Source organism: Methylosinus sp. RM1 (assembly GCF_011378635.1).
GTDB classification, from domain to species: Bacteria; Pseudomonadota; Alphaproteobacteria; order Rhizobiales; family Beijerinckiaceae; genus Methylosinus; species Methylosinus sporium.
The window spans coordinates 149,951-171,050 of sequence record NZ_WOVC01000005.1; the positions used below are offsets into that span (position 1 = coordinate 149,951).

General features: G+C 66.7%; 19 protein-coding genes. 9 read left to right on the forward strand and 10 right to left on the reverse strand.

The window, feature by feature from the left end; all coding sequences use genetic code 11:
• Window positions 1-94: 94 nt before the first annotated feature.
• The 4 genes from FMZ75_RS05115 to FMZ75_RS05130 form a co-directional block, all read right to left on the reverse strand.
• Entirely contained in the window at window positions 95-1,708 is a 1,614-nt protein-coding gene (locus FMZ75_RS05115) for a murein L,D-transpeptidase (protein ID WP_166141559.1), read from the reverse strand.
• Between the two features lie 579 nt (window positions 1,709-2,287).
• On the reverse strand, window positions 2,288-2,893 hold the full coding sequence (locus FMZ75_RS05120; RefSeq protein ID WP_166141560.1) for a TPM domain-containing protein: 606 nt from the start codon (window positions 2,891-2,893) through the stop codon (window positions 2,288-2,290).
• A complete protein-coding gene (locus tag FMZ75_RS05125; protein WP_166141561.1) occupies window positions 2,893-3,678 on the reverse strand; it encodes a YgcG family protein in 786 nt (261 codons plus the stop codon). Before FMZ75_RS05125 ends, FMZ75_RS05120 begins: the two co-directional genes overlap by 1 nt.
• 80 nt (window positions 3,679-3,758) lie before the next feature.
• Window positions 3,759-4,355, reverse strand: coding sequence for a LemA family protein (locus FMZ75_RS05130; RefSeq protein WP_108916219.1), 597 nt, complete (start codon window positions 4,353-4,355; stop codon window positions 3,759-3,761).
• 159 nt (window positions 4,356-4,514) lie between these two features.
• Between FMZ75_RS05130 and FMZ75_RS05135 the strand changes: the two genes are divergently transcribed.
• The 5 genes from FMZ75_RS05135 (at window position 4,515) to ispG (ending at window position 9,967) form a co-directional block, all read left to right on the forward strand.
• Entirely contained in the window at window positions 4,515-4,775 is a 261-nt protein-coding gene (locus tag FMZ75_RS05135; protein ID WP_166141562.1) for a type II toxin-antitoxin system Phd/YefM family antitoxin, read from the forward strand.
• Between the two features lie 564 nt (window positions 4,776-5,339).
• On the forward strand, window positions 5,340-6,722 hold the full coding sequence (locus FMZ75_RS05140; protein ID WP_166141563.1) for a M20/M25/M40 family metallo-hydrolase: 1,383 nt from the start codon (window positions 5,340-5,342) through the stop codon (window positions 6,720-6,722).
• Between the two features lie 93 nt (window positions 6,723-6,815).
• Window positions 6,816-7,556 carry an N-acetylmuramoyl-L-alanine amidase gene (locus tag FMZ75_RS05145; RefSeq protein ID WP_166141564.1) on the forward strand — a complete coding sequence of 247 codons (741 nt, stop codon included), beginning with the start codon at window positions 6,816-6,818 and terminating at the stop codon, window positions 7,554-7,556.
• Window positions 7,553-8,482: an SDR family oxidoreductase gene (locus FMZ75_RS05150; RefSeq protein WP_166141565.1), complete on the forward strand. Its 930-nt coding sequence runs from the start codon at window positions 7,553-7,555 to the stop codon at window positions 8,480-8,482. The genes FMZ75_RS05145 and FMZ75_RS05150 overlap by 4 nt, the downstream gene beginning before the upstream one ends.
• A 192-nt stretch (window positions 8,483-8,674) precedes the next feature.
• Window positions 8,675-9,967, forward strand: a complete 1,293-nt coding sequence (gene ispG, locus FMZ75_RS05155; RefSeq protein WP_166141566.1) for a flavodoxin-dependent (E)-4-hydroxy-3-methylbut-2-enyl-diphosphate synthase — start codon at window positions 8,675-8,677, stop codon at window positions 9,965-9,967.
• Here the strand turns inward: ispG and FMZ75_RS05160 are convergent, their stop codons facing one another.
• Complete coding sequence (locus tag FMZ75_RS05160) at window positions 9,968-10,801, reverse strand: uracil-DNA glycosylase family protein (protein ID WP_166141567.1); 834 nt, start codon at window positions 10,799-10,801, stop codon at window positions 9,968-9,970.
• A 318-nt stretch (window positions 10,802-11,119) separates the two neighbouring features.
• On the opposite strand from FMZ75_RS05160, the gene FMZ75_RS05165 reads away from it, so the two are divergent.
• A complete protein-coding gene (locus FMZ75_RS05165; protein ID WP_142863548.1) occupies window positions 11,120-11,425 on the forward strand; it encodes a hypothetical protein in 306 nt (101 codons plus the stop codon).
• Here FMZ75_RS05165 and FMZ75_RS05170 read toward each other — a convergent pair.
• The 3 genes from FMZ75_RS05170 to FMZ75_RS05180 form a co-directional block, all read right to left on the reverse strand.
• Entirely contained in the window at window positions 11,411-11,638 is a 228-nt protein-coding gene (locus FMZ75_RS05170; RefSeq protein WP_142863549.1) for a YbdD/YjiX family protein, read from the reverse strand. The genes FMZ75_RS05165 and FMZ75_RS05170 overlap by 15 nt on opposite strands.
• Window positions 11,604-13,697: a carbon starvation CstA family protein gene (locus FMZ75_RS05175; protein ID WP_166141568.1), complete on the reverse strand. Its 2,094-nt coding sequence runs from the start codon at window positions 13,695-13,697 to the stop codon at window positions 11,604-11,606. Before FMZ75_RS05175 ends, FMZ75_RS05170 begins: the two co-directional genes overlap by 35 nt.
• Window positions 13,698-13,846: 149 nt before the next feature.
• Window positions 13,847-15,235 (reverse strand): sorbosone dehydrogenase family protein, encoded by a 1,389-nt coding sequence (locus FMZ75_RS05180; RefSeq protein ID WP_166141569.1) that lies wholly within the window; start codon window positions 15,233-15,235, stop codon window positions 13,847-13,849.
• Between the two features lie 168 nt (window positions 15,236-15,403).
• On the opposite strand from FMZ75_RS05180, the gene fae reads away from it, so the two are divergent.
• Both fae and FMZ75_RS05190 read left to right on the forward strand, forming a co-directional pair.
• Window positions 15,404-15,943: a formaldehyde-activating enzyme gene (fae, locus tag FMZ75_RS05185; protein ID WP_108916208.1), complete on the forward strand. Its 540-nt coding sequence runs from the start codon at window positions 15,404-15,406 to the stop codon at window positions 15,941-15,943.
• Between the two features lie 135 nt (window positions 15,944-16,078).
• Window positions 16,079-16,468, forward strand: a complete 390-nt coding sequence (locus FMZ75_RS05190) for an HU family DNA-binding protein (RefSeq protein ID WP_018264162.1) — start codon at window positions 16,079-16,081, stop codon at window positions 16,466-16,468.
• Between the two features lie 99 nt (window positions 16,469-16,567).
• On the opposite strand, the gene FMZ75_RS05195 is transcribed toward FMZ75_RS05190, so the two are convergent.
• Window positions 16,568-18,883, reverse strand: a complete 2,316-nt coding sequence (locus tag FMZ75_RS05195; protein ID WP_166141570.1) for a transporter substrate-binding protein — start codon at window positions 18,881-18,883, stop codon at window positions 16,568-16,570.
• A gap of 203 nt (window positions 18,884-19,086) precedes the next feature.
• Between FMZ75_RS05195 and FMZ75_RS05200 the strand changes: the two genes are divergently transcribed.
• Window positions 19,087-20,355 carry an alpha/beta hydrolase gene (locus tag FMZ75_RS05200; protein WP_166141571.1) on the forward strand — a complete coding sequence of 423 codons (1,269 nt, stop codon included), beginning with the start codon at window positions 19,087-19,089 and terminating at the stop codon, window positions 20,353-20,355.
• 18 nt (window positions 20,356-20,373) lie between these two features.
• Here FMZ75_RS05200 and FMZ75_RS05205 read toward each other — a convergent pair whose 3' ends face one another.
• The gene (locus tag FMZ75_RS05205) at window positions 20,374-21,066 is read right to left on the reverse strand and encodes an SDR family oxidoreductase (RefSeq protein ID WP_166141572.1); all 693 of its coding nucleotides are present in this window, start codon (window positions 21,064-21,066) and stop codon (window positions 20,374-20,376) included.
• Window positions 21,067-21,100: the final 34 nt, after the last annotated feature.

Here is a 21,100-nt window from a genome sequence, read left to right on the forward strand (position 1 = left end):
TTTATCCGCAGCGGAAAAGGCCCCGAGCCCCTCATCCTCACCTTCTCCCCGCAAGCGGGGAGAAGGAGGCGGCCGGCGCCGCGCGAAGCCGAAATTACCCCTCGAGCCCCAGCGCCTGCCGCACCTTGGCGGAATAGCCGTAGAGATCGCCGCGCAATTGCAGGCGGCCGTTCTCATCGACGAAAGCGGTGAAATATTCGATGTGGATCGGCAGCGGCCGCGCGAGATTTATGTAGCGCTCGCTGGAGCCGACGAGCTTGCGGACGCGCTCCTCCGGCCAGCCGCTGCCCGGCCCCAGCACCGCCTCGGCGAGGCGGAAGGGCTGATCGACGCGCACGCAGCCATGGCTCAAGGCGCGATGCGCCGAAGTGAACAGCCCATGATTGGGCGTGTCGTGCAGATAGACCGAGAAGTCGTTCGGGAACATGAATTTGATGCGCCCGAGCGCATTGGCTTCGCCCGGCCTCTGCCGCACGAAAGTCTGTCCCTTGCGGGTGATCACCTCATAGCCGCGCGCGGCGATGGCGCTGAGATCGCCGCCGAATTTGGGCAGCATCTCCTTCGTCAGAATCGAGGGCGGCACATTCCAATAGGGATTGACGATGATGAATTGCATCTTGTCCGAGAACACCGGCGTCGGCGTGCCCTCCTTGCCCACGATGACGCGGGCGCGATGCGCCACCTGCCCGTCGCGCACCACGGCGAGCTCGAAATCCGGAATATTCACCTCTATGCGGCTCTCGCCGAGCTCGCGCGGCAGCCAACGCCAGCGCTCCATATTGGCGATGATCTCGGCCTCCACCTGCGCATTGGAGCGGCGCGGCGGCGCGCTCGGCGCCTGCGCGCGCGGATCGGCGTCGCGCGCGAGCGAATGCGACGCCGCGGCGAAACGCCTGTCCAGCTCCGGCAGACCAGCGCTGTGCAGCTCGACCAGCTTGGCGCGCAGCGCGCGATAGCCCTCATGCGGCGGATTATAGTCTTGTAGACGATCGCCGGCGCGCGATCCCGCGGCGGCGATGGTCGCGAGCGCGGCGCCCGGCTCCGGCAGAGCGGGATGCGCGCTGATGAGCCGCGACAAGCGCCGCGGATCGACGCGCCCGCCGGACGCCTGAATCGCATAAGCGACGACCGCCTCCGACAAAGCGAATTCATCGGCGTCGCCGCCGAGCTTCGTCTCCGAAGGATAGGCGAGGCCGCGCAGATCGAGACCATCGTCGCGCGCGCGGCTCAGCCGCTCTATGGCCGCCGGCGCGGACGCGCGCCAGGAGTCGCCCTCGCGCCACAGCGGCGCATAGGCGCGCTGCGCATAAAAGGCGACGATCGCTTTGCGCCGCGCGCGCTGCTCCGAGCCGCGCGCCGCGCTCGCCCAGGCGTCGAGCGCGTCGGCGAAAGCGCGCTGCGCCTCGCCGATCAGCGCCTCGGCGACATCGAAGCCGCCGGCTGCGGGCGGGAGAACGATCGAAACGGAATTGACGATGGGAAGCAGCGCCGAGGTTCGCGGCGGCGGGAAGAGCTCGGCCGGCGGCTCGCCGATGGGCGGCCGAGAAACCTCGAGCTGCCGAACCAGTGGCGGCGGCGCGACGGCCAGCGGCCCGCGAAAGGGCGCGCGCGGCGCGGCGTCTGCGCCATGCGCAACGACGAAGGACGAACCGAGCCCGACTGCGAACGCCAGAATGGACGCACGCGCGAAACTGCCGCGGAACACCATGCTCTCCTGCCTCACGCCACCGGCGGCGGGCGCGCTTTTCGCGCGCCATCCGCTCTCGAACGATGCCGGCGCGCGCCGCTCGCGACTCGCGCCCTACGGATATTAACGTAAACGGGTTAATGCTTGGAATAAGCTTCCGCGCCCCGTGTCGCCATAGAGATTGCTTTTCCATTAACGACGCGACGGTGACGGAGTCGAGTTGCGGCTATCGCGGGCCCGTCTCGCAATTAGCTGGGCGCGACTTTTTGTAGCCGCCGCGCTTTCCGCCGAAAATACAATTCGGTTGCGCTATTCGCGCCATTCTGCCGCAGCTCCGCGCAATTGTCGGCGCCGCTGCGGCGGCGCAGTTTCATTCACGACGATGCGCACGGGCGATGCGGTTGCGTCATCGTCTTCGAAAAAAAAGCACTGAGGGAGAATACGTCATGCACAGCAATGCGGAGGTCTTCAAAGCGCTGGCCGGCATCATCGGCGCGCTCGCCTTCTTCATCGTCGTCATTCACCAGCTCACCCGCCTGCTCGGCTGAGAGCCTTCTCCTCGCGCGACTTCCCGGAGCGCCTCCGGGCCTCCGGGACTTTTCAGATCACATAGATCCGGTCCGGCAGCTCCTCATGGCCGCCGGGCGGCACATGTTTCGACAAGAGCCGCGCGCATTCGCCGATCGCATCGACGAAGCCATCGGCGATGCGCCCCTCGCGCACGCGCGCGAGCAGAAGATCGAGCGCCGCGCGCCAATCCTCCTGCGGAATTTTCGCCGCTATCCCCTCGTCCGCGATGATGCGCGCATAGCGCTCGCCGAGCGAGACGAAGATCAGCACGCCGGTGCGGTCCCTGGTCGCCGAAACGCCGCGCGTGAAAAATTGCTCGATCGCCGCGCGATGGGCGCGCTCGCGCTTGACGAAGCGTGGCGTCAGCGCGAGCCGCAAGGGCGGCAGCGAGAACAGCAGCGCCGCGCCGATGAAGACGAGAATCTGAATGGCCAGAATGAGCCGCACGCCGAGCTCGGTGAAGAAGACGAGCGGCCAAGGCGCGATGAGCGCGATGAGCGCCGCCAGCAGCGGCGGCACATAGGCGTAATCGGAGGAGCGGCGCGCCAGGACGCAGACGATCTCCCCCGCCGTGCGCCGCTCGGCGGCGGCGATCGCCTCCGCTATGCGCTCTTTATCCGCATCTGAAATCGGCATCACCAATCCCCCGAGGCGCCGCCGCCGCCCGACGAGCCGCCGCCGCCTGAAAATCCGCCGCCATCGCCCCAAGAGGAGCCGCCGCCCCAGGAGGAGCCGCCGGACCAGCTGTCGTTCGACGGCGGAAAATAGACGATCGGCCCGCGCCCGCCGCGATAGATGCGCCGCCCGCCGCCGCGGGCGTTGGCCAGCATGGAGAAGAAGACGAACATGAAGAGCAGGAAGATGATGAAGGGCACGATCTCGTCGAAACCGGGCTCGGAATGCTCGGCGCGCACTTTCACGCGCTTTTCCCATTCGGCGGAATCGCCGCTCAGCACTTCGATGATGCCATCGACGCCGCGCTCGATTCCGGCGCCGAAATCGCCGGTCTTGAACTTCGGCGTCACCGCCGTCGCGATGATGACCTTGGAGAGCGCGTCGGTGAGCGTCCCCTCGAGGCCATAGCCGACCTCTATGCGCATCTTGCGCTCATTGGGCGCGACGAGGAACAGCACGCCATTATTGACCTTCGCCTCGCCGAGCTTCCAGAAGCGAAACAGGCCATTGGCGAAAGTCTCTATATCCGTGTCCTGCAGCGACGGCACTGTGGCGACGACGAGCTGAATGCCGGACTTCTCCTCCAGCTCTTTCGATTTCGTCTCGACCGCCTGCCGCGCCGCCGGCGGAATAATATGGGCGTCGTCGACGACGCGGCCGGTGAGCGCGGGAAAATCGAGCGCCGCGAAAGCGAACGCCGGCAAAAGGAGAAAGACCAGCAGAGCGAGGCTTCGTGTCCCTCGCATCGTGGCGAAGACGCCGCGGCGACGCGAAGGCCACGAAGGAAGCGACGGCATCAGCGGCGATCTCCCATTGCAAAAAGATTCTAGAACTTCACCGTGGGCGCCTGCTCCGCGCCGGCGTTGGCGGTGAATTCGGCGAGCGGCTTGGTTCCGGCGAAGACGGTCTTGGCCCAGAGCAGCGTCGGGAAGGTGCGCAGCGAGGTGTTGAACTCCCGCGCCGCCTGAATGTAATCGCGCCGCGCCACATTGATGCGGTTCTCAGTGCCCTCGAGCTGCGACTGCAAGGCCAGGAAGTTGGTGTTGGATTTCAGATCGGGATAGGCCTCGCTGACGGCGAGCAGCCGCCCCAGCGCGCCGGAGAGCTGCGCCTGCGCCTCCTGAAACTGCTTCAATTTTTCAGGATCGGTGAGCTGCGAGACATCGACCTTGGCCTGCGAGGCGTGGGCGCGCGCCTCCGTCACCGCGGTGAGCACGTCCTTCTCATGCTTGGCGTAGCCCTGCACGGTGGCGACGAGATTGGGGATGAGATCGGCGCGGCGCTGATATTGCGCCTCCACCTCGGCCCATTTGGCTTTGGCTTCCTCCTCCTGCGTCGGAATCGTGTTGTAGCCGCAACCCGATAGCGAGAGAGCGAGGAAGAGAGCGGCCAGCAGAGACGGCCAGCGGAAGGAAAAATTCATCCGAAAGTCTCCTCATGACGTCACCGCCCCACCGAACGGAGCGCGCCCATTACTTAGGCTGCACATGAGGGCTTGGGAAGTGCGGGCGACGCCGGAAGGGGACAGAACTTCGGATTGAACGGGGGCGGGTTTGGACCTACTATTGCTTTGGAGAATTTCATGTCGACCACACGCGTGACCGCCGCCGAGTTTCAGCAGGACTTCGGAGCCCTGAGCGATAAAGCGCGCCATGAGCCCGTGGTCATAACTCGCGAGGGCCGCGACTCGCTCGTCGTCATCTCCGCAGAGCAGTGGGAGCGGCTGAAGCAGTGTAGTCGAAACGTCGGCCCGACCAGCGAATTGCCAGAGGAATGGGCGGAAGCAGTCCGCCGAGCGCAGGTTCCAGAAGAATTCGCTCATCTCGACGATGAATTGAATTAAAGACGGTGGCGCTTCCCGCACCCGTTCCCGGACTCGTCGTCCGTTACAGCTACCTTTGGCGGAGCGAGTTTCTGGACGGTCGCGAAGAAGGCCAAAAGGACCGGCCCTGCGCGATTATCGCGGCGATTCGCGCCGACAAGGTCGGCGTCACGCGCGTGCTGGTATTGCCGATCACCCATCGGGAGCCGAGCGACGCGGCCGTGGCGGTCGAAATCCCAGCGAAAGTCAAATCACGTCTCGGTCTGGACGAAGCGCGCTCTTGGGTCGTTCTATCCGAATGGAATGAATTCGTTTGGCCCGGACCAGACCTGCGTCGGCTCCCCGGAGCCGATGATCTATCGGTCGCCTATGGAATGCTTCCACCCAAATTATTCGCCATCGTTCGAGATCGTTTTCTCTCTATTGTAGCGGCTCGCGCCGCACGTTCCGTGCCGCGCAGCTGATCTCACGGCCGCCGCTCTTTTCATGACGCTCCATTCGCACTAGCTTCGAGGCCAGCTTGCAGTTTTCATCGCGACTCGCGCCGTCCCGAAAATGCGCGCGACCCGCAGCGGAGCCCCTTTCATGTCGACGGAAACCGTTCTCCAATCCTTGGACGCCGATCTGCCCGCGGCCACGGATCGCCTCTTCGACTTTCTGCGCATCAAATCGGTCTCCACCGATCCCGCCTTCGCTTCCGAATGCCGCCGGGCCGCCGACTGGCTCGCCAGCCAGCTGCGCGAGCTCGGCTATGAGGCCAGCGTGCGCGACACGCCCGGGCATCCGATCGTCGTCGGCCACGCCAAGGCCAAGCGGCCGGACGCGCCGCATGTGCTGTTCTACGGCCATTATGACGTGCAGCCGCCGGACCCGCTCGATCTGTGGGTCAGCGATCCTTTCGACCCGCGGCTCGTCCAAGGCGAGAAGGGCGAGGAGATCGTCGCCCGCGGCGCCTCGGACGACAAAGGCCAGCTGATGACCTTTCTCGAGGCCTGCCGCGCCTTTCAGCGCAATGGCGGCCTGCCCTGCCATATTACTTTCCTCTTCGAGGGCGAGGAGGAGACCGGCTCACCGTCCCTGCCGGATTTTTTCGCCGCCAATCGCGAGGAATTGTCCGAGCCGGCGCTGGCGCTCGTCTGCGACACCGGAATGTGGAACGCCAAGACGCCCGCCATCACCACAATGCTGCGCGGCCTGGCGCAGGAGGAAGTGATCCTCACCGCCGCCGATCGCGATCTGCATTCGGGCATATTCGGCGGGCCGGTCGTCAATCCGATCCATGTGCTGGCGAAGATCATCGCCGATCTCCATGACGCCGAAGGCCACGTCACGCTGCCGGGCTTTTACGACGGCGTCGCCGAGCTGCCGGAAGAGATCGCCGAGCAATGGCGCGGGCTGGAGTTTGACGAGACGGCGTTTTTGAAGAGCGTCGGCGTCGCGCGCCCGGCTGGCGAGCGCGGGCGCAGCCTCATCGAGCAAGTATGGTCGCGCCCGACTTGCGACGTGAACGGAATCATCGGCGGCTATACCGGGCCGGGCGCCAAGACCGTGCTGCCGGCGCAAGCGAGCGCCAAAATCTCCTTCCGCCTCGTCGGGACGCAGGACCCGGAGAAAGTGTTGGAGTCGTTCCGAGCCTTCGTGCGCGATCACCTACCCGTGGACGTGCGCGCAAAATTCGTTCCCCATGGCGCCTCGCGCGCTCTGCAGCTGCCCTTCGGCTCAGAGGCGCTCACGCGCGCGCGGCGGGCCTTGCAAGACGAGTGGGAGAAGGAGGCGGCGCTGGTCGGCTGCGGCGGCTCCATTCCGATCGTCGGCGCCTTCAAGCGCGATCTCGGCATGGACACGCTGATGATCGGCTTCGCGCTCGAGGACGACCGCATTCATTCGCCCAACGAAAAATACGCCTATAGCTCGTTCAAGAAAGGCTCTCGCTCCTGGGCGCGCGTGCTCGCCGCTCTAGCGGCGTGAGCGGCGCGAGACGAAGCAGTCCCGCGCATGAGGGCGCTGGCCGCGAGCGGCAGGTCGGGGGTATAGAAGGCCATAGGCCTCATCGGAATCGAAATGCCCGCACCCGACACGCCGCACGCCGCCGATTTCCGTCCCTCGCCCAATCACAATGAGCGGCTGACGCCCGTCTCCGCGCTGATCCTGCATTATACGGGGATGCCGACGGCGGCCTCGGCGCTGGCGCTGCTCACCAGCTCCGAGGGGCAGGTCTCATCGCATTATTTCATCGATGAGGACGGGACCATCCTCCAGCTCGTGCCGGAGGCGCGCCGCGCCTGGCACGCCGGCCGCAGCTTCTGGGCCGGCGAGACCGATCTGAATTCCGCCTCCATCGGCATAGAGATCGTCCATCCCGGCCATGACGATCCGCGCCCCTTCCCGGACCGCCAGATCGAGGCGACAGCGGCGCTCTGCCGCGATATTTGCGCGCGGCAGGGCATAGCGCCGCGGCGCGTGCTCGCCCATTCGGACATCGCCATCGGCCGCAAGATCGATCCCGGCGAGTTCTTCCCCTGGAAGGCGCTCGCGGAGCTCGGCGTCGGCCATTATGTGGAGCCCGCCGCCATCACAGGCGGCGCGACGCTGGAGACCGGCGCGCGCGGCGACGAGGTGAGGCGATTGCAGCAGGCGCTCGCCGATTACGGCTATAAGATCGACGTCACCGGCGATTACGATCAAGCCTGCGCCGGCGCAGTCGCCGCCTTTCAGCGGCATTTCCGCCCCGCCCTCGTCGACGGCCGCGCAGATTCCTCAACTATTGCGACCTTGCGCGCGCTGGCGGGAGTAGGCGCGTGAGCGAGAAAAAATTCGTCGTCGTCACCGGCGTCTCGACCGGAATAGGCTATGCGCTGGTGGAGGCGCTGACGACACGAGGCTACCACGTTTTCGGCAGCGTCCGCACGCCGGCCGACAGCGCGCGGTTGCAAGCGCGCTTCGGCGCGGCGAGCTTCACTCCGCTCCTCTTCGATCTGACCGACGCCGCCGCCGTCGCCGAGGCCGCGCGGGAGACCGAGCGGCGCCTCGACGGCGCGCGCCTCACCGGCCTCGTCAACAATGCCGGCGCGGCGTTTCCGGCGCCGCTGCTCTATCAGCCGATCGAGGAGGTCCGCCTTCAGATCGAGATCAATGTCATCGGCCAGATCGCCGTCACCCAGGCTTTCGCGCCTCTGCTCGGTGCGAGCCCGGCAAAGCGCAACGAGCCGCCTGGCCGCATCGTGAATATGAGCTCTGTGGCGGGCAGCCTCGCCTCGCCCTTTCTCGGCGCCTACGCCGCTTCCAAACATGCGCTCGAAGGCGCCTCCGACGCGCTGCGGCGCGAGCTGATGATTTTCGGCGTCGATGTGGTGGTCATAGAGCCGGGCGTGATCGCCACGCCAATATGGGACAAGGCCGAGAACGCCGATTTCGGCCGCTATGATTCCACCGTCTACGGCCCCTCCGCCCGCAGGCTGCAGAAATGGGCGGTGGAGAAGGGCCGGCTCGCCCCGCCGCCGGAGCGGGTCGCCGCCGCCGTGCTGCGCGCGCTGACCGAGAAGTGGCCCCCGGCGCGCATTCGCGTCGTGCCGAACTATCTATTGGATTGGCTGCTGCCGCGCCTGCTGCCGGCGCGGCTGGTGGACCGCATCCTCGCCAAGCGCATGGGGCTGCTGCCACCGGCCGAGACGCTCCACCCTCCCCTTCAGGGGGAGGGTCGGCCGGCGAAGCCGGACGGGGTGGGGTGAAGCTCGCGAGACTCGGCGCGTCACCCCCCTCCCGAGCGCCTGCGGCGCTCGACCTCCCCCCTCCAGGAGGAGGTGGAAGCTCCCGCTCACACGAAGAATCGGTTGCCGACAGATCGCTTTGCCGCCGGCTTGACGCGAGACGCGTTCCGGCCCACCAAGAGCCCAAATCCCATCGAGGGGACAAGACCGACGATGACCGACGAAATCGAGACCCGCCTTCCCGACCCCATCTCCGCCGAGCCGGCGCCGCGCCATAGGACGGCGGCGGTGACGATCGGCCGGGGGCCGCGCGCGGTGACGATCGGCGGCGGCGCCCCCATCGTCGTCCAGTCCATGACCAATACCGACACGGCCGATGTCGACTCCACCGTCGCGCAGATCGAATCGCTGGTCCGCGCCGGCTCGGAGCTGGTGCGCATCACCGTCGATCGCGACGAAGCCGCCGCCGCCGTGCCGCATATTCGCGATCGTCTCGCGCAGAAGAATATCGACGTCCCGCTGATCGGCGATTTTCACTACATCGGCCACAAGCTGCTCGCCGATCATCCGGCCTGCGGCGAGGCGCTCGAAAAATATCGCATCAATCCCGGCAATGTCGGCTTCAAGGAGAAGAAAGACCGCCAGTTCGGCGCGATCGTCGAGCTCGCCATAAAGCATGGCAAGGCGGTGCGCATCGGCGCCAATTGGGGCTCGCTCGACCAGGAGCTGCTGACGCATCTGATGGACATCAACGCCAATTCCACAGCGCCGCTGGACACGCGCGCGGTGACGCGCGAGGCGCTGGCCCGCTCGGCGCTGATCTCGGCCGAGCGCGCCGAGGAGATCGGCCTCTCGCGCGACCGCATCGTCATCTCGGCCAAGGTCTCCGCCGTGCAGGACCTCATCGCCGTCTATCGCATGTTGGCGCTGCGCAGTGATTATGCGCTGCATCTCGGCCTCACGGAGGCCGGCATGGGCTCCAAGGGCGTCGTCGCCTCGGCGGCGGCGCTGGGCGTGCTGCTGCAGGACGGCATAGGCGACACGATCCGCGTGTCGCTGACGCCAGAGCCCGGCGGCGATCGCGCCAATGAGGTGCGCGTCGCGCAGGAGATTTTGCAGACGATGGGCTTTCGCACCTTCGTGCCGCTGGTCGCCGCCTGCCCCGGCTGCGGCCGCACCACCTCCACCGTCTTCCAGGAGCTGGCGCGCGACATTCAATCCCATATTCGCGAGCGTATGCCGGTGTGGCGGCAGGATTATCCGGGCGTCGAGACGCTGAATGTCGCGGTGATGGGCTGCATCGTCAACGGGCCGGGCGAGTCCAAGCACGCCGATATCGGCATTTCGCTTCCCGGCACGGGCGAGGCGCCGACCGCCCCGGTCTTCATCGACGGCAAGAAGGCGATGACCTTGCGCGGCGAGGGCATAGCCGAGGAATTCACCCGCATCGTCGAGGATTATGTCGCCCGTCGCTTCGGCGGCACCGAGGGCGAAGCGGCGGAGTGATCAGCCGAGCGCCGCCGCCGCCGCGCGCAGATTGCGCCAGGCGCGGCGCTTCAATACGGGCGTTCGCAGCAGGCTGGCGAGCGGCGGGGCGAGCAGCGCGCGCGTCGTTCCGCCGCCGTGATCATAATCGAACCAGCCGTTGCGATATCGCGCGACATCCGGCGAGCCGAGCGCGGCGCGGGCGGCGAAATCGCCGAGAATGAGAAGCGCGCGCGGCGCGGCCAGCTGCACATGGCGGCGCAGGAAGGGATTGAGCGCCGCGACTTCCGCAGGGTTGAGTTCGCGCGCGCCGGGCGGGCGCCAGGGCGTCGCATAGGCTAGATAGGCGCCGGAGCGGTCGCGGCCAATCGCGCGCAGCATATTGTCGAGCAGCCGCGCCTCCGGCCCGACGAAAGCCTCGCCGCCGCGCTCCTCCTCCTCGCCGGGCGCGAAGTCCAGAACCATCAGAGCCGCGCCGCGCGTCCCCGCCGAGAAGAGAAAATGCCCGGCGGTCGCCTTCAACGCGCAGCCGTCGAAACCCGCGAGCCGCTCCTGCAATTCGTCGATCGTTCGTGCTTCGCTCGCGGCCTCGCGCGCGGCGCGCGCGGCCTCCTCGGTGAAGACCGGAGCGGCTGGGCGCGGCGAGCGGGTCTCCCGCGCCGGCGGCTCGGCGCGACGCGCGGGCGCGGCGACGGGCGGAGGCGCGGCGGCGGCGCGGCCCGGCGGCGGCGCGGCGCTCTCGGCGAAACGGTCGTGCGGCGCCTCGTCGATCGCTATGTCGACGCCGATCGTCACATACCAATCGACGAGCGCGGCGAGGCCCGTCTGCGTGGAGAGATCGGCGTCAGCGGACATGGCGGCGAGATTAGATCAGCGTCGCGAAAAGGTGAAGGGCGAGACGGCGGAAGGCGACGGCTCGCGCGCAGCGCCGCCGATCGCTCGACGGGCGCGGACGATGTGGTTGCGTAGATTATCGATCTACACGCAGACGGGGCGCGTCGATAGCTTAACGAAGCGTAAAAGACGGCGATCGGGCGAAGGTGAGAAGAGGGCGTTCCGCCCTCCGGCCGAGCGGCGACGCCGTCCAGTTCCGCCGCGAAGACAGAGCGGCGATCCGGCGTCTCATTCGTCGACAGGCGTTCTCGATTTCAAAATCTTCATAAGAGAATTCACATGATCGACGTGGTCGAAAACCTCGCACAGTCGCTGTTCGTCAGTCTCGGCTCCCGATCGGAGCCTTGGGACGAAGCTCCCCTCGCCGAGCGCGACCGCTATCGCCTTGCCGCGGAAAATATATTGCGCGAGCTCGCGGCCCGCGCGCCCTTCGAGCCGACGTCGCTCGTCCGGAAAATCCGCGAGACGCGGCCGACCTTCCTCGGCTTCCTCTACATGACCTATTCGCTGAACACCGCCGAGGCGGCCGCGCTGCTGGCCTTTCAGGCGCTGCGCGGTCAGTTCCGCCGCTCAGCAGCAGCGTAGCGCGCGCCGTCCGCCCTCGCCGAAACGGCTCGCCTGACGTTCGAGGAAAAACTCCTCGCGCGTCATCGCCGGCTCGTCGGGATGGTTCTCGCGCCGATGCGCGGCATAGGCCTCGTAATCCCCCTGCCCGATCATCAGCCGCGCGCCATTGCGCAGCTTTTGCCCGAGCTTGGAAAGATCAAGCGCGGGCAATCCGCAGATCGTGCAGCTCATCGCTCGTCTCCCTGGTGGTGACGCTGGTCGCGCGCCGCGCCTCGCCGATCGCCCGCAGGCCGAAGAACAGCATGGACAGGACCAGCGCGATGAAGACGGCGCAGAGCGTCGTGTTCACATAATCGTTGAAGACGATGCGGCTCATCTCGGCGGCGGTCTTGGCCGGCGCGAGCAGCCTGCCCTCCGCCGCGGCGGCGGAATAGCGTGCGGCATGGGCGAGGAAGCCGATCTTGGGATCGGGATGGAAGATTTTCTCGGCGCCCGCCGTCAGCGTGCAGATATAGAGCCAGGCCGCAGGCGCCGCGACGATGACGGCGTAGCGCTCCCGCTTCATGCGGAACAGCACCACGGTGCAGAGGGTGAGCGCTATGGCCGCCAGCATTTGATTGGCGATGCCGAACATGGGCCAGAGCGTGTTGATGCCGCCCAGAGGATCGACCACGCCCTGATAGAGGAACCAGCCCCAGCCGGCGACGGCGAGTCCCGTGGCGCCGAAATTGGGAATCCAGGCGCGCGTATGCTTGAAGCGCGGCCAGAAGGTTCCGACGAGATCCTGAATCATGAAGCGCGCGACGCGCGTGCCGGCGTCCACAGTGGTGAGGATGAACAGCGCCTCGAACAGAATGGCGAAATGATACCAGAAGGCTGTCATGGACGCGCCGCCGATCGCCCCCGACAATATTTTCGCCATGCCGACGGCGAGCGTCGGCGCGCCGCCCGCGCGCGAGAGCACCGTCTTCTCGCCGACCTCGGCCGCCGCCTGGCTCAACGCCTCCGGCGTGATGACGAAGCCCCAGGACGAAATGGTCTGCGCTGCGGCGTCGACCGTGGAGCCGATGACGGCGGGCGCGCTGTTCATGGCGAAATAGACGCCCGGATCGAGCACGCTGGCGGCGACCAGCGCCATTATGGCCACGAAAGACTCCATCAGCATCGCGCCATAGCCGATGAAGCGGATTTGCGCCTCGTCGCCGATCATCTTGGGCGTGGTGCCGGAAGAGACGAGCGCGTGAAAGCCCGAGATGGCGCCGCAGGCCAAAGTGATGAAGAGGAAGGGAAAGACGCTGCCGGCGAAGACCGGGCCGGTTCCGTCGATGAAGCGGCTGACCGCCGGCATTTTCAGCTCCGGCATGACGTAGAAAATCCCCAGCGCGAGAGAGGCGATGGTGCCGATCTTCAGAAAGGTGGAGAGATAGTCGCGCGGCGCGAGCAAGAGCCACACCGGCAGAACGGAGGCGACGAAGCCATAGCCGATCAGCATGAAGGCGAGCGCCTCGCCCTTGAAGGTGAAGAGCGCGGCGAGCGCCGGCGTCTCGGCGACCGTGCGGCCGAGCGCTATGGAGCCGATCAGCAGAACGAAGCCGATCGCCGACATTTCGAAAATGCGGCCGGGGCGAATATAGCGGCCGTAGACGCCCATCAGCACGGCGATGGGCAAAGTGGCGAAGACGGTGAAGAAGCCCCAGGGGCTGTCGGCCAGCGCCTTGACCACGATGAGCGCCAGAACGGCGAGCAATATGAGCATTATGGTGAGAATGCCCACCATTGCGACGATTCCGGCGGCCGGCCCGAGCTCCGTCTTGATGAGATCGCCGAGCGAGCGCCCATCGCGCCGCGTCGAGATGAACAGCACGACGAAATCCTGCACCGCGCCAGCGAAAATGACGCCGGTGAGCAGCCAGAGCGTGCCGGGCAAATAGCCCATTTGCGCCGCCAGCACCGGGCCGACCAGCGGCCCCGCCCCGGCTATGGCCGCGAAATGATGGCCGAACAGCACATATTTGTCGGTCGGCACATAATCGAGCCCGTCATTGCGGCGATGCGCCGGCGTCTTGCGCTGCGGATCGAGGCCGAGCGCGCGTTCCGCGATGAACAGCGAATAGAAGCGATAGGCGGTGAGATAGACGCAGATCGCCGCCGCTGCCAGCCACATTGCGTTGACGGTCTCGCCCCGCGCCACCGCCAGAGTGAAGAGCGAGAAGACGCCGATGGCGACGATTCCGGTCCAAAGGGCGATCGAGCCGAGCTTGCGGCCCGGCGTGGCGAGTGGGAGGGACATAGCGCTAGCCTCGGCGTTTCCGGGAGCGCCGGGAGGACGTCATCGTATCCCGGCATTTTTCCCAAGAAATAGGCCAAAGGCGCCCGCCGCGTCCAGCCGCGCGGCCATACGCTCGCCTCGTCGCCCTTCACTCGCCTTTCACTTGCCCTTCACTTGCCCGGCGTCAGCCCCGAGCTCTGCGCCCGCTCGGCGCCGCTGTAGGAGACGCGCCAGATCGTCCCATTGCCGTCCTCGCTCACCAGCAGCGAGCCGTCGCGCGCCACGGCGACATCGACGGGGCGGCCCCAGACCCTCGTGTCGTCGACGACGAAGCCGGTGAGAAAATCCTGATACTCGCCGGTCGGGACGCCGTCCTTGAAAGAAAGGCGCACGATCTTGTAGCCGGTGCGCTCGGCGCGGTTCCACGAGCCGTGCAGAGCGACGAAAGCGTCGCCCTTATATTCCGCCGGGAACTGGCCGCCGTCGTAGAAGGCGATGCCCAGCGGCGCCGAATGCGGCTGGAACAGCACATCGGGAACAGTGATCTTGCTCGCGAGGTCGGGCCGCTCGCCGGCGTGGCGAGGGTCCTCATGCGCGCCGATGTAATGCCAGGGCCAGCCATAGAAACCGCCCTCCTTCACGCGCGTGGCGTAATCGGGCGGCAGATCGTCGCCGAGCATGTCGCGCTCGTTCACCACGCACCAGAGCGCGTCGGTCTCCGGCTGCAATTGCAGGCCGGAGCAATTGCGCAGCCCATTGGCGACATTGCGGCGGCTCTTTCCGTCCGGGTCTATGGCGATCACGGTGGCGCGCTCGAATTCCGCGCCTGCTCCCGCGCCGACGCCATGCGCCTTCTCGAGCTGCGCGATTTCCTGCGCGGAAGGGCGCGGATGGCCTTCGGCGACATTGGTCTTGGAGCCTATGGCGACATAGAGCGTCGCGCCGTCGCGCGAAAAGACGAGATCGCGCGTCCAATGGCCGCCGTCCCAAGGCAGCGCGGCGATCGTCTCGGCAGGGCCGGAGGCTTTCAAATCGCCGTTTCGATAGGGAAAACGCAGCACCGCCGTCGGCGTGCCGACATAGACGAAACGCGGCTCCGGCCCCGGAGGATAAAAAGCTATCCCATATGGCCGCTCGAGTTCAGAGGCGAAGATATGGGACGAGGCCGGCGCGATCCTCCCCTCCTGCGAATGGAAGACGCGGATGCGGCCGCCGATGCTCTCGCTGACGAAAATATCGCCATTGGGCGCGTGGCGAATGACGCGCGGCCCTTCGAGGCCGGAGGCGAAAACCTCCGCCGAAAAGCCGGGAAGCGTCCGCGGCGCTGCGCCGTCGGGACGCGCGACCACTTGCGAACGTGAGGCGACAGGCGCGCTGGCGAGCGGGGCCGGCAGATCCGCGGGCGAGATCTTGCGCCAGCTTCCGGGCGCGTCCAGACGCCAATCGCCGAAGGCGGCGGCGCCGATCCGGCGCGCCGGCTCCGATTGCGCGAAGGCGAGACCGGCGCAAGCGCCGGCCGAGACGCCGACGAGGAGAAGTATCGGGGCGAATGTCTTCATTGGCGGCCTCTTTTGAAACAGGACCGCACTCTAGCTCGGCTAAATCATATTTAAAAGGTAGAATTATCGGCGCATTCAACGGCTGTCCCTCCCGCGTGGCGCGCCTCTTCCTGCAGCGGACGGCCGGTGCTATTCGACCGCCTCCGACGAATGAAAAGGAAAACGACGATGACCGATATCTGGCTGGCGACGGGCGAAGCGACGGTTCTGGCGGCGGACGGGCAATATACCGACGCCATGCCGGAAGTGCTGATCGGCAGCGTGAAGGGCCCGGTGGGGACGGCTTTCGCCTCCATGACGGGACAGGTCGCGGGCCATCCGCGCATGTTCGTCATTCGCGATCTCAATCAGCAGGTGCGCCCCGCCACCATGATGACGACCAAGATGACGGTGCGCTCCAATGATTACGTCGAGCTGCTCGGCGGCGTCGTGCAGGCGGCGACCGGCGACGCCATCGTCGATGCGGTTTCCGAAGGAATCATTCCGAAAGATCAGGTGAATGATCTCGTCATGATCATCATGGTCTGGCTCGATCCGCGTTGCGCGACCGATCCCAATCTCGATCGGCGCGACCTCTATCGCACCAATTACGAGGCGACGAAGCTGGCGATTTCCCGCGCTTTGAAGGGCGAGCCGACGATCGACGAGCTCATCGCCAATCGCAAGACGGTGACGCATTATGCGCTGGAAGGCGTGTTCGACGAGTGATTTTGCGCAGCCGGCATTGCAAAAATCGAGCATCGCGCCGATTGCGAATCACGTCTCGAAGCGTTAGCAAACGAATCCTCACATGGCGCGTTCGATATGACGCGTCTTTTCATGAGAATTCGAGGGAGATTTGCGATGGCCAAGGCGAAGAGCGAGAAGCCTGCGGCGGTCAAGAAGGCCAAGAAACCCGAAGCCGCCGCGATTCGTCCGGTGAAGGAGAGCTTGACCAAGTCGGCCCTGATCAATCTGCTCGCCGAGCAGAACGAGCTTCCGCGCAAGACCGCCGCTGCGGTCTACGCCACACTCGAGGAGGTGTTCCTCGGCTCCGTGCATCCGCGCGGCGTCGGCGAGTTCACCCTGCCCGGCCTGCTGAAAGTGTCTCTGCGCAAGGTTCCGGCGCGTAAGGCCGGCACTCTGGTGCGCAATCCCGCCACGGGCGAGATGGTCAAGGCCGCCGCCAAGCCGGCGAGCGTGCGTGTGAAAATCCGCGCCCTCTCCAAGCTGAAGACGGCCGCCACGCCCTGATTTCATCAGGGTGTCTTTCCGAGCGAGCCCGAAGGCTCGCGGTCCGGGGCCTCGCCCTTCAAACCGCGCGCTTTCGGGCTCGTTTCGTTTTTGCGGTCCTCAGGCGGCGCGCGTCGCTCTGGCGTGGTTCTTGGTGAGCCACGGGCTCCAGGGCTGCGGGGCGATCAAGCCTTCGCCGACGAAGACCGGCGTTATGCGCCCGCGGGCGACGCGGCCGATGAAGGCCGGCTTGTGCAAATGCTGCGTCTCGGCGTCCAGCGGCAGGGAGAAGCCGCTCGGCGCGCGCAGCTTTTGCAGCGGCAGCGCGCGACGCACCGCCGCGACATCGACGGAGCCTGCCGCGACCACCGCCGCGCGCCACAGCTCGAAGCCGAGATAGCTCGCCTCCATGGCGTCATTGGTCATGGCGTCGGGCGCATTTTTGTAGCGGCGCCATTGCGCCACGAAGCCGCGATTCTCGGCGCAATCGATGGCGTGCAGATAGTTCCAGGCGACATAGAGCCCGTCGATCGCGCAATGGGCGAGCGCCGGCAGCTCGGCCTCGCCGATCGACAATGACAGGGTCGGCGCGGCGAGGGCCCCGAGGGCGCGGAAGAAGCGCAGATTGGCGTCGCCGCTCACGGTCGAGACGATGGCCGCGCCGGGACGCGCGGCGAAGCGGCGAATTTCTCTGGCGACGGCGCTCCAATCCTCGAGGGCGGGCGGCGCATAGATTTCGACGACATCGTCGCCGCCGATCCCCTGCGCGGCGAGATAGGCGCGCAAAATGGCGTTGGTGACGCGCGGATAGACATCGTCATTGCCGATGAGCAAAAAGCGCCGCGCGCCGAGACCTTTCAGAAAATCGACGGCCGGAATCGCCGTCTGGCTCGGCGTGCCGCCCGTGTAGACGATATTGGGAGACCGCTCCTCGCCCTCATATTGGCTAGGATAGAAGAGCAGCCCATTGGCTTTTTCGATCACCGGAAGCGCCGCCTTGCGCGAGGCGGACGTCCAGCAGCCGAAAATGGCCGCGACGCCGCGCTCCTCCAACAAAATCCGCGCCTGCGCGGCGTAGAGGGCGGGATCGGAGCGCGGGTCCATGATCACCGCCTCCAGCGGGCGCCCGAGGAGGCCCCCCTGCTCGTTGCAGCGCGCGATGAGCATGGTCAGCAGCTCCTGCAAGGGACGCTCGCTGCTGGTCATCGTGCCGGAGAGCGAATGCAATATGCCGATGCGGATCGCGCCATTGTCGAGATCGAGGAAATAGCGCTCGACGGCGCCGACGAGGCTCTGCGAGCCGCCGAGCAGCGTCTGCGCCGTGGCGAGCGCCGCGCGGCCGGCCGCTTCCGCCTGCGCGACCACATCGCCGACGTCCGGCAGCGCCTCGCCGACGCCGCGGGCGACGAGCGCGGCGCGCGCCCCCAGGCCGTCGAGCTCGGCCGCTTCCCGGTTCAGCGTGTCGGCGAGATCGCGATTGACGCAGGCGACCGCATCGACGCTGGCCGAGACGTCGGCGATGGCGCCGACGGTTCCCTCCACCGCGAAACGGATGGAGTCGATCTGCGCCTCGATGTCCGCGGCGGCGCGCGAGGTCTGATTGGCGAGCGTCTTCACCTCGCTCGCCACCACGGCGAAGCCGCGTCCGCTCTCGCCGGCCCGCGCCGCCTCTATCGTGGCGTTGAGCGCGAGCAGAGAGGTCTGGCCGGCGATGGACTGGATGAGCTTGCTCACCGCGTCGATGCGCCCGGCGGCCGCAGCGAGACCGCGCACGATCTCCTCCGCGCGGGCGAGATCGGCGGCGCTGCGATCGGCCGCCGCGCGCGCCGCCGCCACCTGGCCGGAGGAGCGGCCGACCAGCTCGACGATGGCGTCGCGCGCCGCCAGCGCCAGGCCGTCGACATTCTGCGCGGCCGTGGCGGCGGCGCCCGTCGCCTCGGAGAGCCGGCGGAGCATATCGTCGGTGCAGAAGGCGCAATCGTCGACCGCCGCCCGCGTCTTCGCGCCGGCGGCGTCGAGAATGCTCTCCGTCTCCGCCGCGGATTCGCGCAGCCGCGCCATGAAGACGGCGCGGCCGGCTTCGCGGATCGACTGCTCCGCCTCGCGGCTGCGCTCGGCGACGGCGAAAGCGTCGACGGCGGCCAGCATACGCCGAATCTCTTCGCCGATGCGCCAGAGCCGCCCCGACAGAGCGCCATTCTTGCGCGGAAGGCAGGCGTAACGATCGCCCGCGGCGATTCTTTCCAGCACCGCTATCTGCGCGGCGAAGCGTCGCTCGATCGCCACCGCCGCCGCGAGCGCGGCGAGCCCCGCCGCGACGAAGGCGAGACGCGGATCGCCGCTCGCCCAGCCGAGGACGAGCGGCGCGCAGCTCGCGGCGAAGGTCGCCGCGAGGAGAAACGCGCACGGAAATTTCCCGGCCAAATTGTCCGCCATGGATCACACACTTCGCTATTAGTTTGAAAAGTTGCGTATTTTCGCTACACAACGGTTACCAACCCCTTTCGACGGCGCGTCGTCTCCGCCTCGATTATCGGCAATCGGCGCCGGGATTTTCAGCGCAGCCACCTAGGAGCAAACGGTAAGCGCGTGACTCCCCTCGCCCCACGGTTTATTCGGAGGATCGGGAGCTTTGCCGAATGCGCCGATCGTCGAAACGATTTTCTCGTCCGTCTCTCATTCTCTGCCTCGCCTTGGCGGCGAGCGGCTGCGGCGGACGTCCACATGGCGTGCTGACCCCGCAGCCGCAGACGGCCGGAACCGATCGCGTCGAATTGCTGGTCGCCACGACGCGCAGCGATCGCGGCGCCGAGCCCGGCGATCTCTTCACCGGCGAGCGCGGAAAGGGCCTCGCCTTCGCCGATATCGCCGTCTCCATTCCGCCGGACGGCGCGCGCCAGATCGGCGAGGTGCAATGGCCCGAAACTCTGCCCGGCGATCCGAGCCGCGAATTCGTCACGCTGCGCGCCGACGCGGTCGACCAGCAGGAGGCGGCGCGCCGCTTCGACGCGCGCATCGCGAAGGCGCCGAAGCGTCAGGCGCTGGTCTTCGTCCACGGCTTCAACACGCTCTTCGCCGAAGCGGTGTTTCGCTTCGCGCAGATCGTCCATGATTCGGGGACGAGCGCGCTGCCGGTGCTGTTCACCTGGCCCTCGCGCGGCAAGCTGCTCGATTACGGCTACGACCATGAGAGCGCGAGCTATTCCCGCGACGCGCTGGAGCATGTGCTGCATATGCTCGCCAAAGACCCGTCCGTCGGCGAAATCTCGATCCTCGCGCATTCCATGGGCAATTGGGTGACGCTGGAAGCCTTGCGCCAAATGGCGATCCGCGACCGCGGCCTCCCCTCCAAGATCAAGAATGTGATGCTGGCCGCGCCCGATGTCGATTACGACGTCTTCTCGCGGCAGATCGCCGAGATCGACGAGCGTCGCGCCATCTTCACCCTCTTCGTCTCGCGCGAGGACGAGGCGCTCGCCGCCTCCCGCCGGGTGTGGGGCGACAAGGTCCGGCTCGGCGCGATCGATCCGCAGCGCGAGCCGTTCAAGGACACTCTGGAGCAGCGTCGTTTCAAGGTCGTCGATCTCACCACGGTGAAATCCTCCGATCCGCTCGGCCATGGCACTTTCGCGCAATCGCCGGAGATCGTGCGCTCGATCGGCGCGCGTCTCGCAGAAGGGCAGGCGCTGGCCGATAATCGCGCCGGAGTGGGCGAGCGCCTGGGCCAGGTGGCGACCGGCGCGGCCTCGACAATGGGGACGGCGGCGAGCGTCGCCGTCTCGACGCCTTTCGCCGTGATCGATCCGCGCACGCGCGAAAATCTCGGCGATCAGCTGCAGCGCCTCGGCGAGCATATGAGCGACACCGCGGCCGCCGGCGCCGATGTCGTCGCGCAGCCGTTGCGCTGAGCCTTCATCGAAGGCCGCTCACCAAGGAACGTCGCGGCCGCGATAATCGAGGAAACGGCCGGAATCCGCCAGAGTCAGCGCGTCGATCGTCTCTATGAGGCCGACGGCGCTCTCCTCCACCGAGAGATCGGCGTTCTCGCCGCCCATATCGGTGCGCACCCAGCCGGGATTGAGCGCGACGACCGTGACCTTCTCGCGCTTCAGATCATGGGCGAGACCCTGGGCGATCTTGTTCAGCGCCGCTTTGGCGGCGCGATAGGCGATATTGGTCGAGCCCTCCGTCGCCATGGAGCCGAGGCCGCTCGACATCAGCGCGATGCGCGGATTGTCCGCGCGCAGCATCAGCGGCAGAAAGGCCTGGACCAGCCGCAAGGGCCCCAGCGTGTTGATGTCGAAGAGATCGAGCGCGCCGGGAAAATCCATGTCCAATGTCGATTGCGTCTGCGGACCATAGGCGCCGGCGTTGCAGACGAGCACATCGAGCGGCCCCGTCAGTTCGCGCGCTGCGGCGCGAATCCCCGCCTCGTCGCGCTGATCGAAGACAAAGATGGAGAAGCGCGCGCGATGGCGCGCCACGTCATGCTGCAGCCGCTCCCGCGCCTCCTCGCTGCGCACGGAGGCGCCGACATCGTCGCCACGAGCGGCGAGCAAGCTCGCGAGCCCATGGCCAATGCCCCTATTGGCGCCGGAAATGAACCAATGCTCCGCCATCGGCCGCTCCTTTCTCTCGAAACATGCAGATATA

Excerpts from the sequence above, each read along its gene's own strand:
- FMZ75_RS05180 (WP_166141569.1), bottom strand. The coding sequence starts at position 15,235 with ATGAAGACATTCGCCCCGATACTTCTCCTCGTCGGCGTCTCGGCCGGC.
- FMZ75_RS05115 (WP_166141559.1), bottom strand. The coding sequence starts at position 1,708 with ATGGTGTTCCGCGGCAGTTTCGCGCGTGCGTCCATTCTGGCGTTCGCA.
- FMZ75_RS05160 (WP_166141567.1), bottom strand. The coding sequence starts at position 10,801 with ATGTCCGCTGACGCCGATCTCTCCACGCAGACGGGCCTCGCCGCGCTC.
- FMZ75_RS05140 (WP_166141563.1), top strand. The coding sequence starts at position 5,340 with ATGTCGACGGAAACCGTTCTCCAATCCTTGGACGCCGATCTGCCCGCG.
- FMZ75_RS05135 (WP_166141562.1), top strand. The coding sequence starts at position 4,515 with ATGTCGACCACACGCGTGACCGCCGCCGAGTTTCAGCAGGACTTCGGA.
- fae (WP_108916208.1), top strand. The coding sequence starts at position 15,404 with ATGACCGATATCTGGCTGGCGACGGGCGAAGCGACGGTTCTGGCGGCG.
- FMZ75_RS05130 (WP_108916219.1), bottom strand. The coding sequence starts at position 4,355 with ATGAATTTTTCCTTCCGCTGGCCGTCTCTGCTGGCCGCTCTCTTCCTC.
- FMZ75_RS05205 (WP_166141572.1), bottom strand. The coding sequence starts at position 21,066 with ATGGCGGAGCATTGGTTCATTTCCGGCGCCAATAGGGGCATTGGCCAT.
- FMZ75_RS05145 (WP_166141564.1), top strand. The coding sequence starts at position 6,816 with ATGCCCGCACCCGACACGCCGCACGCCGCCGATTTCCGTCCCTCGCCC.
- FMZ75_RS05165 (WP_142863548.1), top strand. The coding sequence starts at position 11,120 with ATGATCGACGTGGTCGAAAACCTCGCACAGTCGCTGTTCGTCAGTCTC.
- FMZ75_RS05200 (WP_166141571.1), top strand. The coding sequence starts at position 19,087 with ATGCGCCGATCGTCGAAACGATTTTCTCGTCCGTCTCTCATTCTCTGC.
- FMZ75_RS05195 (WP_166141570.1), bottom strand. The coding sequence starts at position 18,883 with ATGGCGGACAATTTGGCCGGGAAATTTCCGTGCGCGTTTCTCCTCGCG.
- ispG (WP_166141566.1), top strand. The coding sequence starts at position 8,675 with ATGACCGACGAAATCGAGACCCGCCTTCCCGACCCCATCTCCGCCGAG.
- FMZ75_RS05125 (WP_166141561.1), bottom strand. The coding sequence starts at position 3,678 with ATGCGAGGGACACGAAGCCTCGCTCTGCTGGTCTTTCTCCTTTTGCCG.
- FMZ75_RS05190 (WP_018264162.1), top strand. The coding sequence starts at position 16,079 with ATGGCCAAGGCGAAGAGCGAGAAGCCTGCGGCGGTCAAGAAGGCCAAG.
- FMZ75_RS05120 (WP_166141560.1), bottom strand. The coding sequence starts at position 2,893 with ATGCCGATTTCAGATGCGGATAAAGAGCGCATAGCGGAGGCGATCGCC.
- FMZ75_RS05175 (WP_166141568.1), bottom strand. The coding sequence starts at position 13,697 with ATGTCCCTCCCACTCGCCACGCCGGGCCGCAAGCTCGGCTCGATCGCC.
- FMZ75_RS05170 (WP_142863549.1), bottom strand. The coding sequence starts at position 11,638 with ATGAGCTGCACGATCTGCGGATTGCCCGCGCTTGATCTTTCCAAGCTC.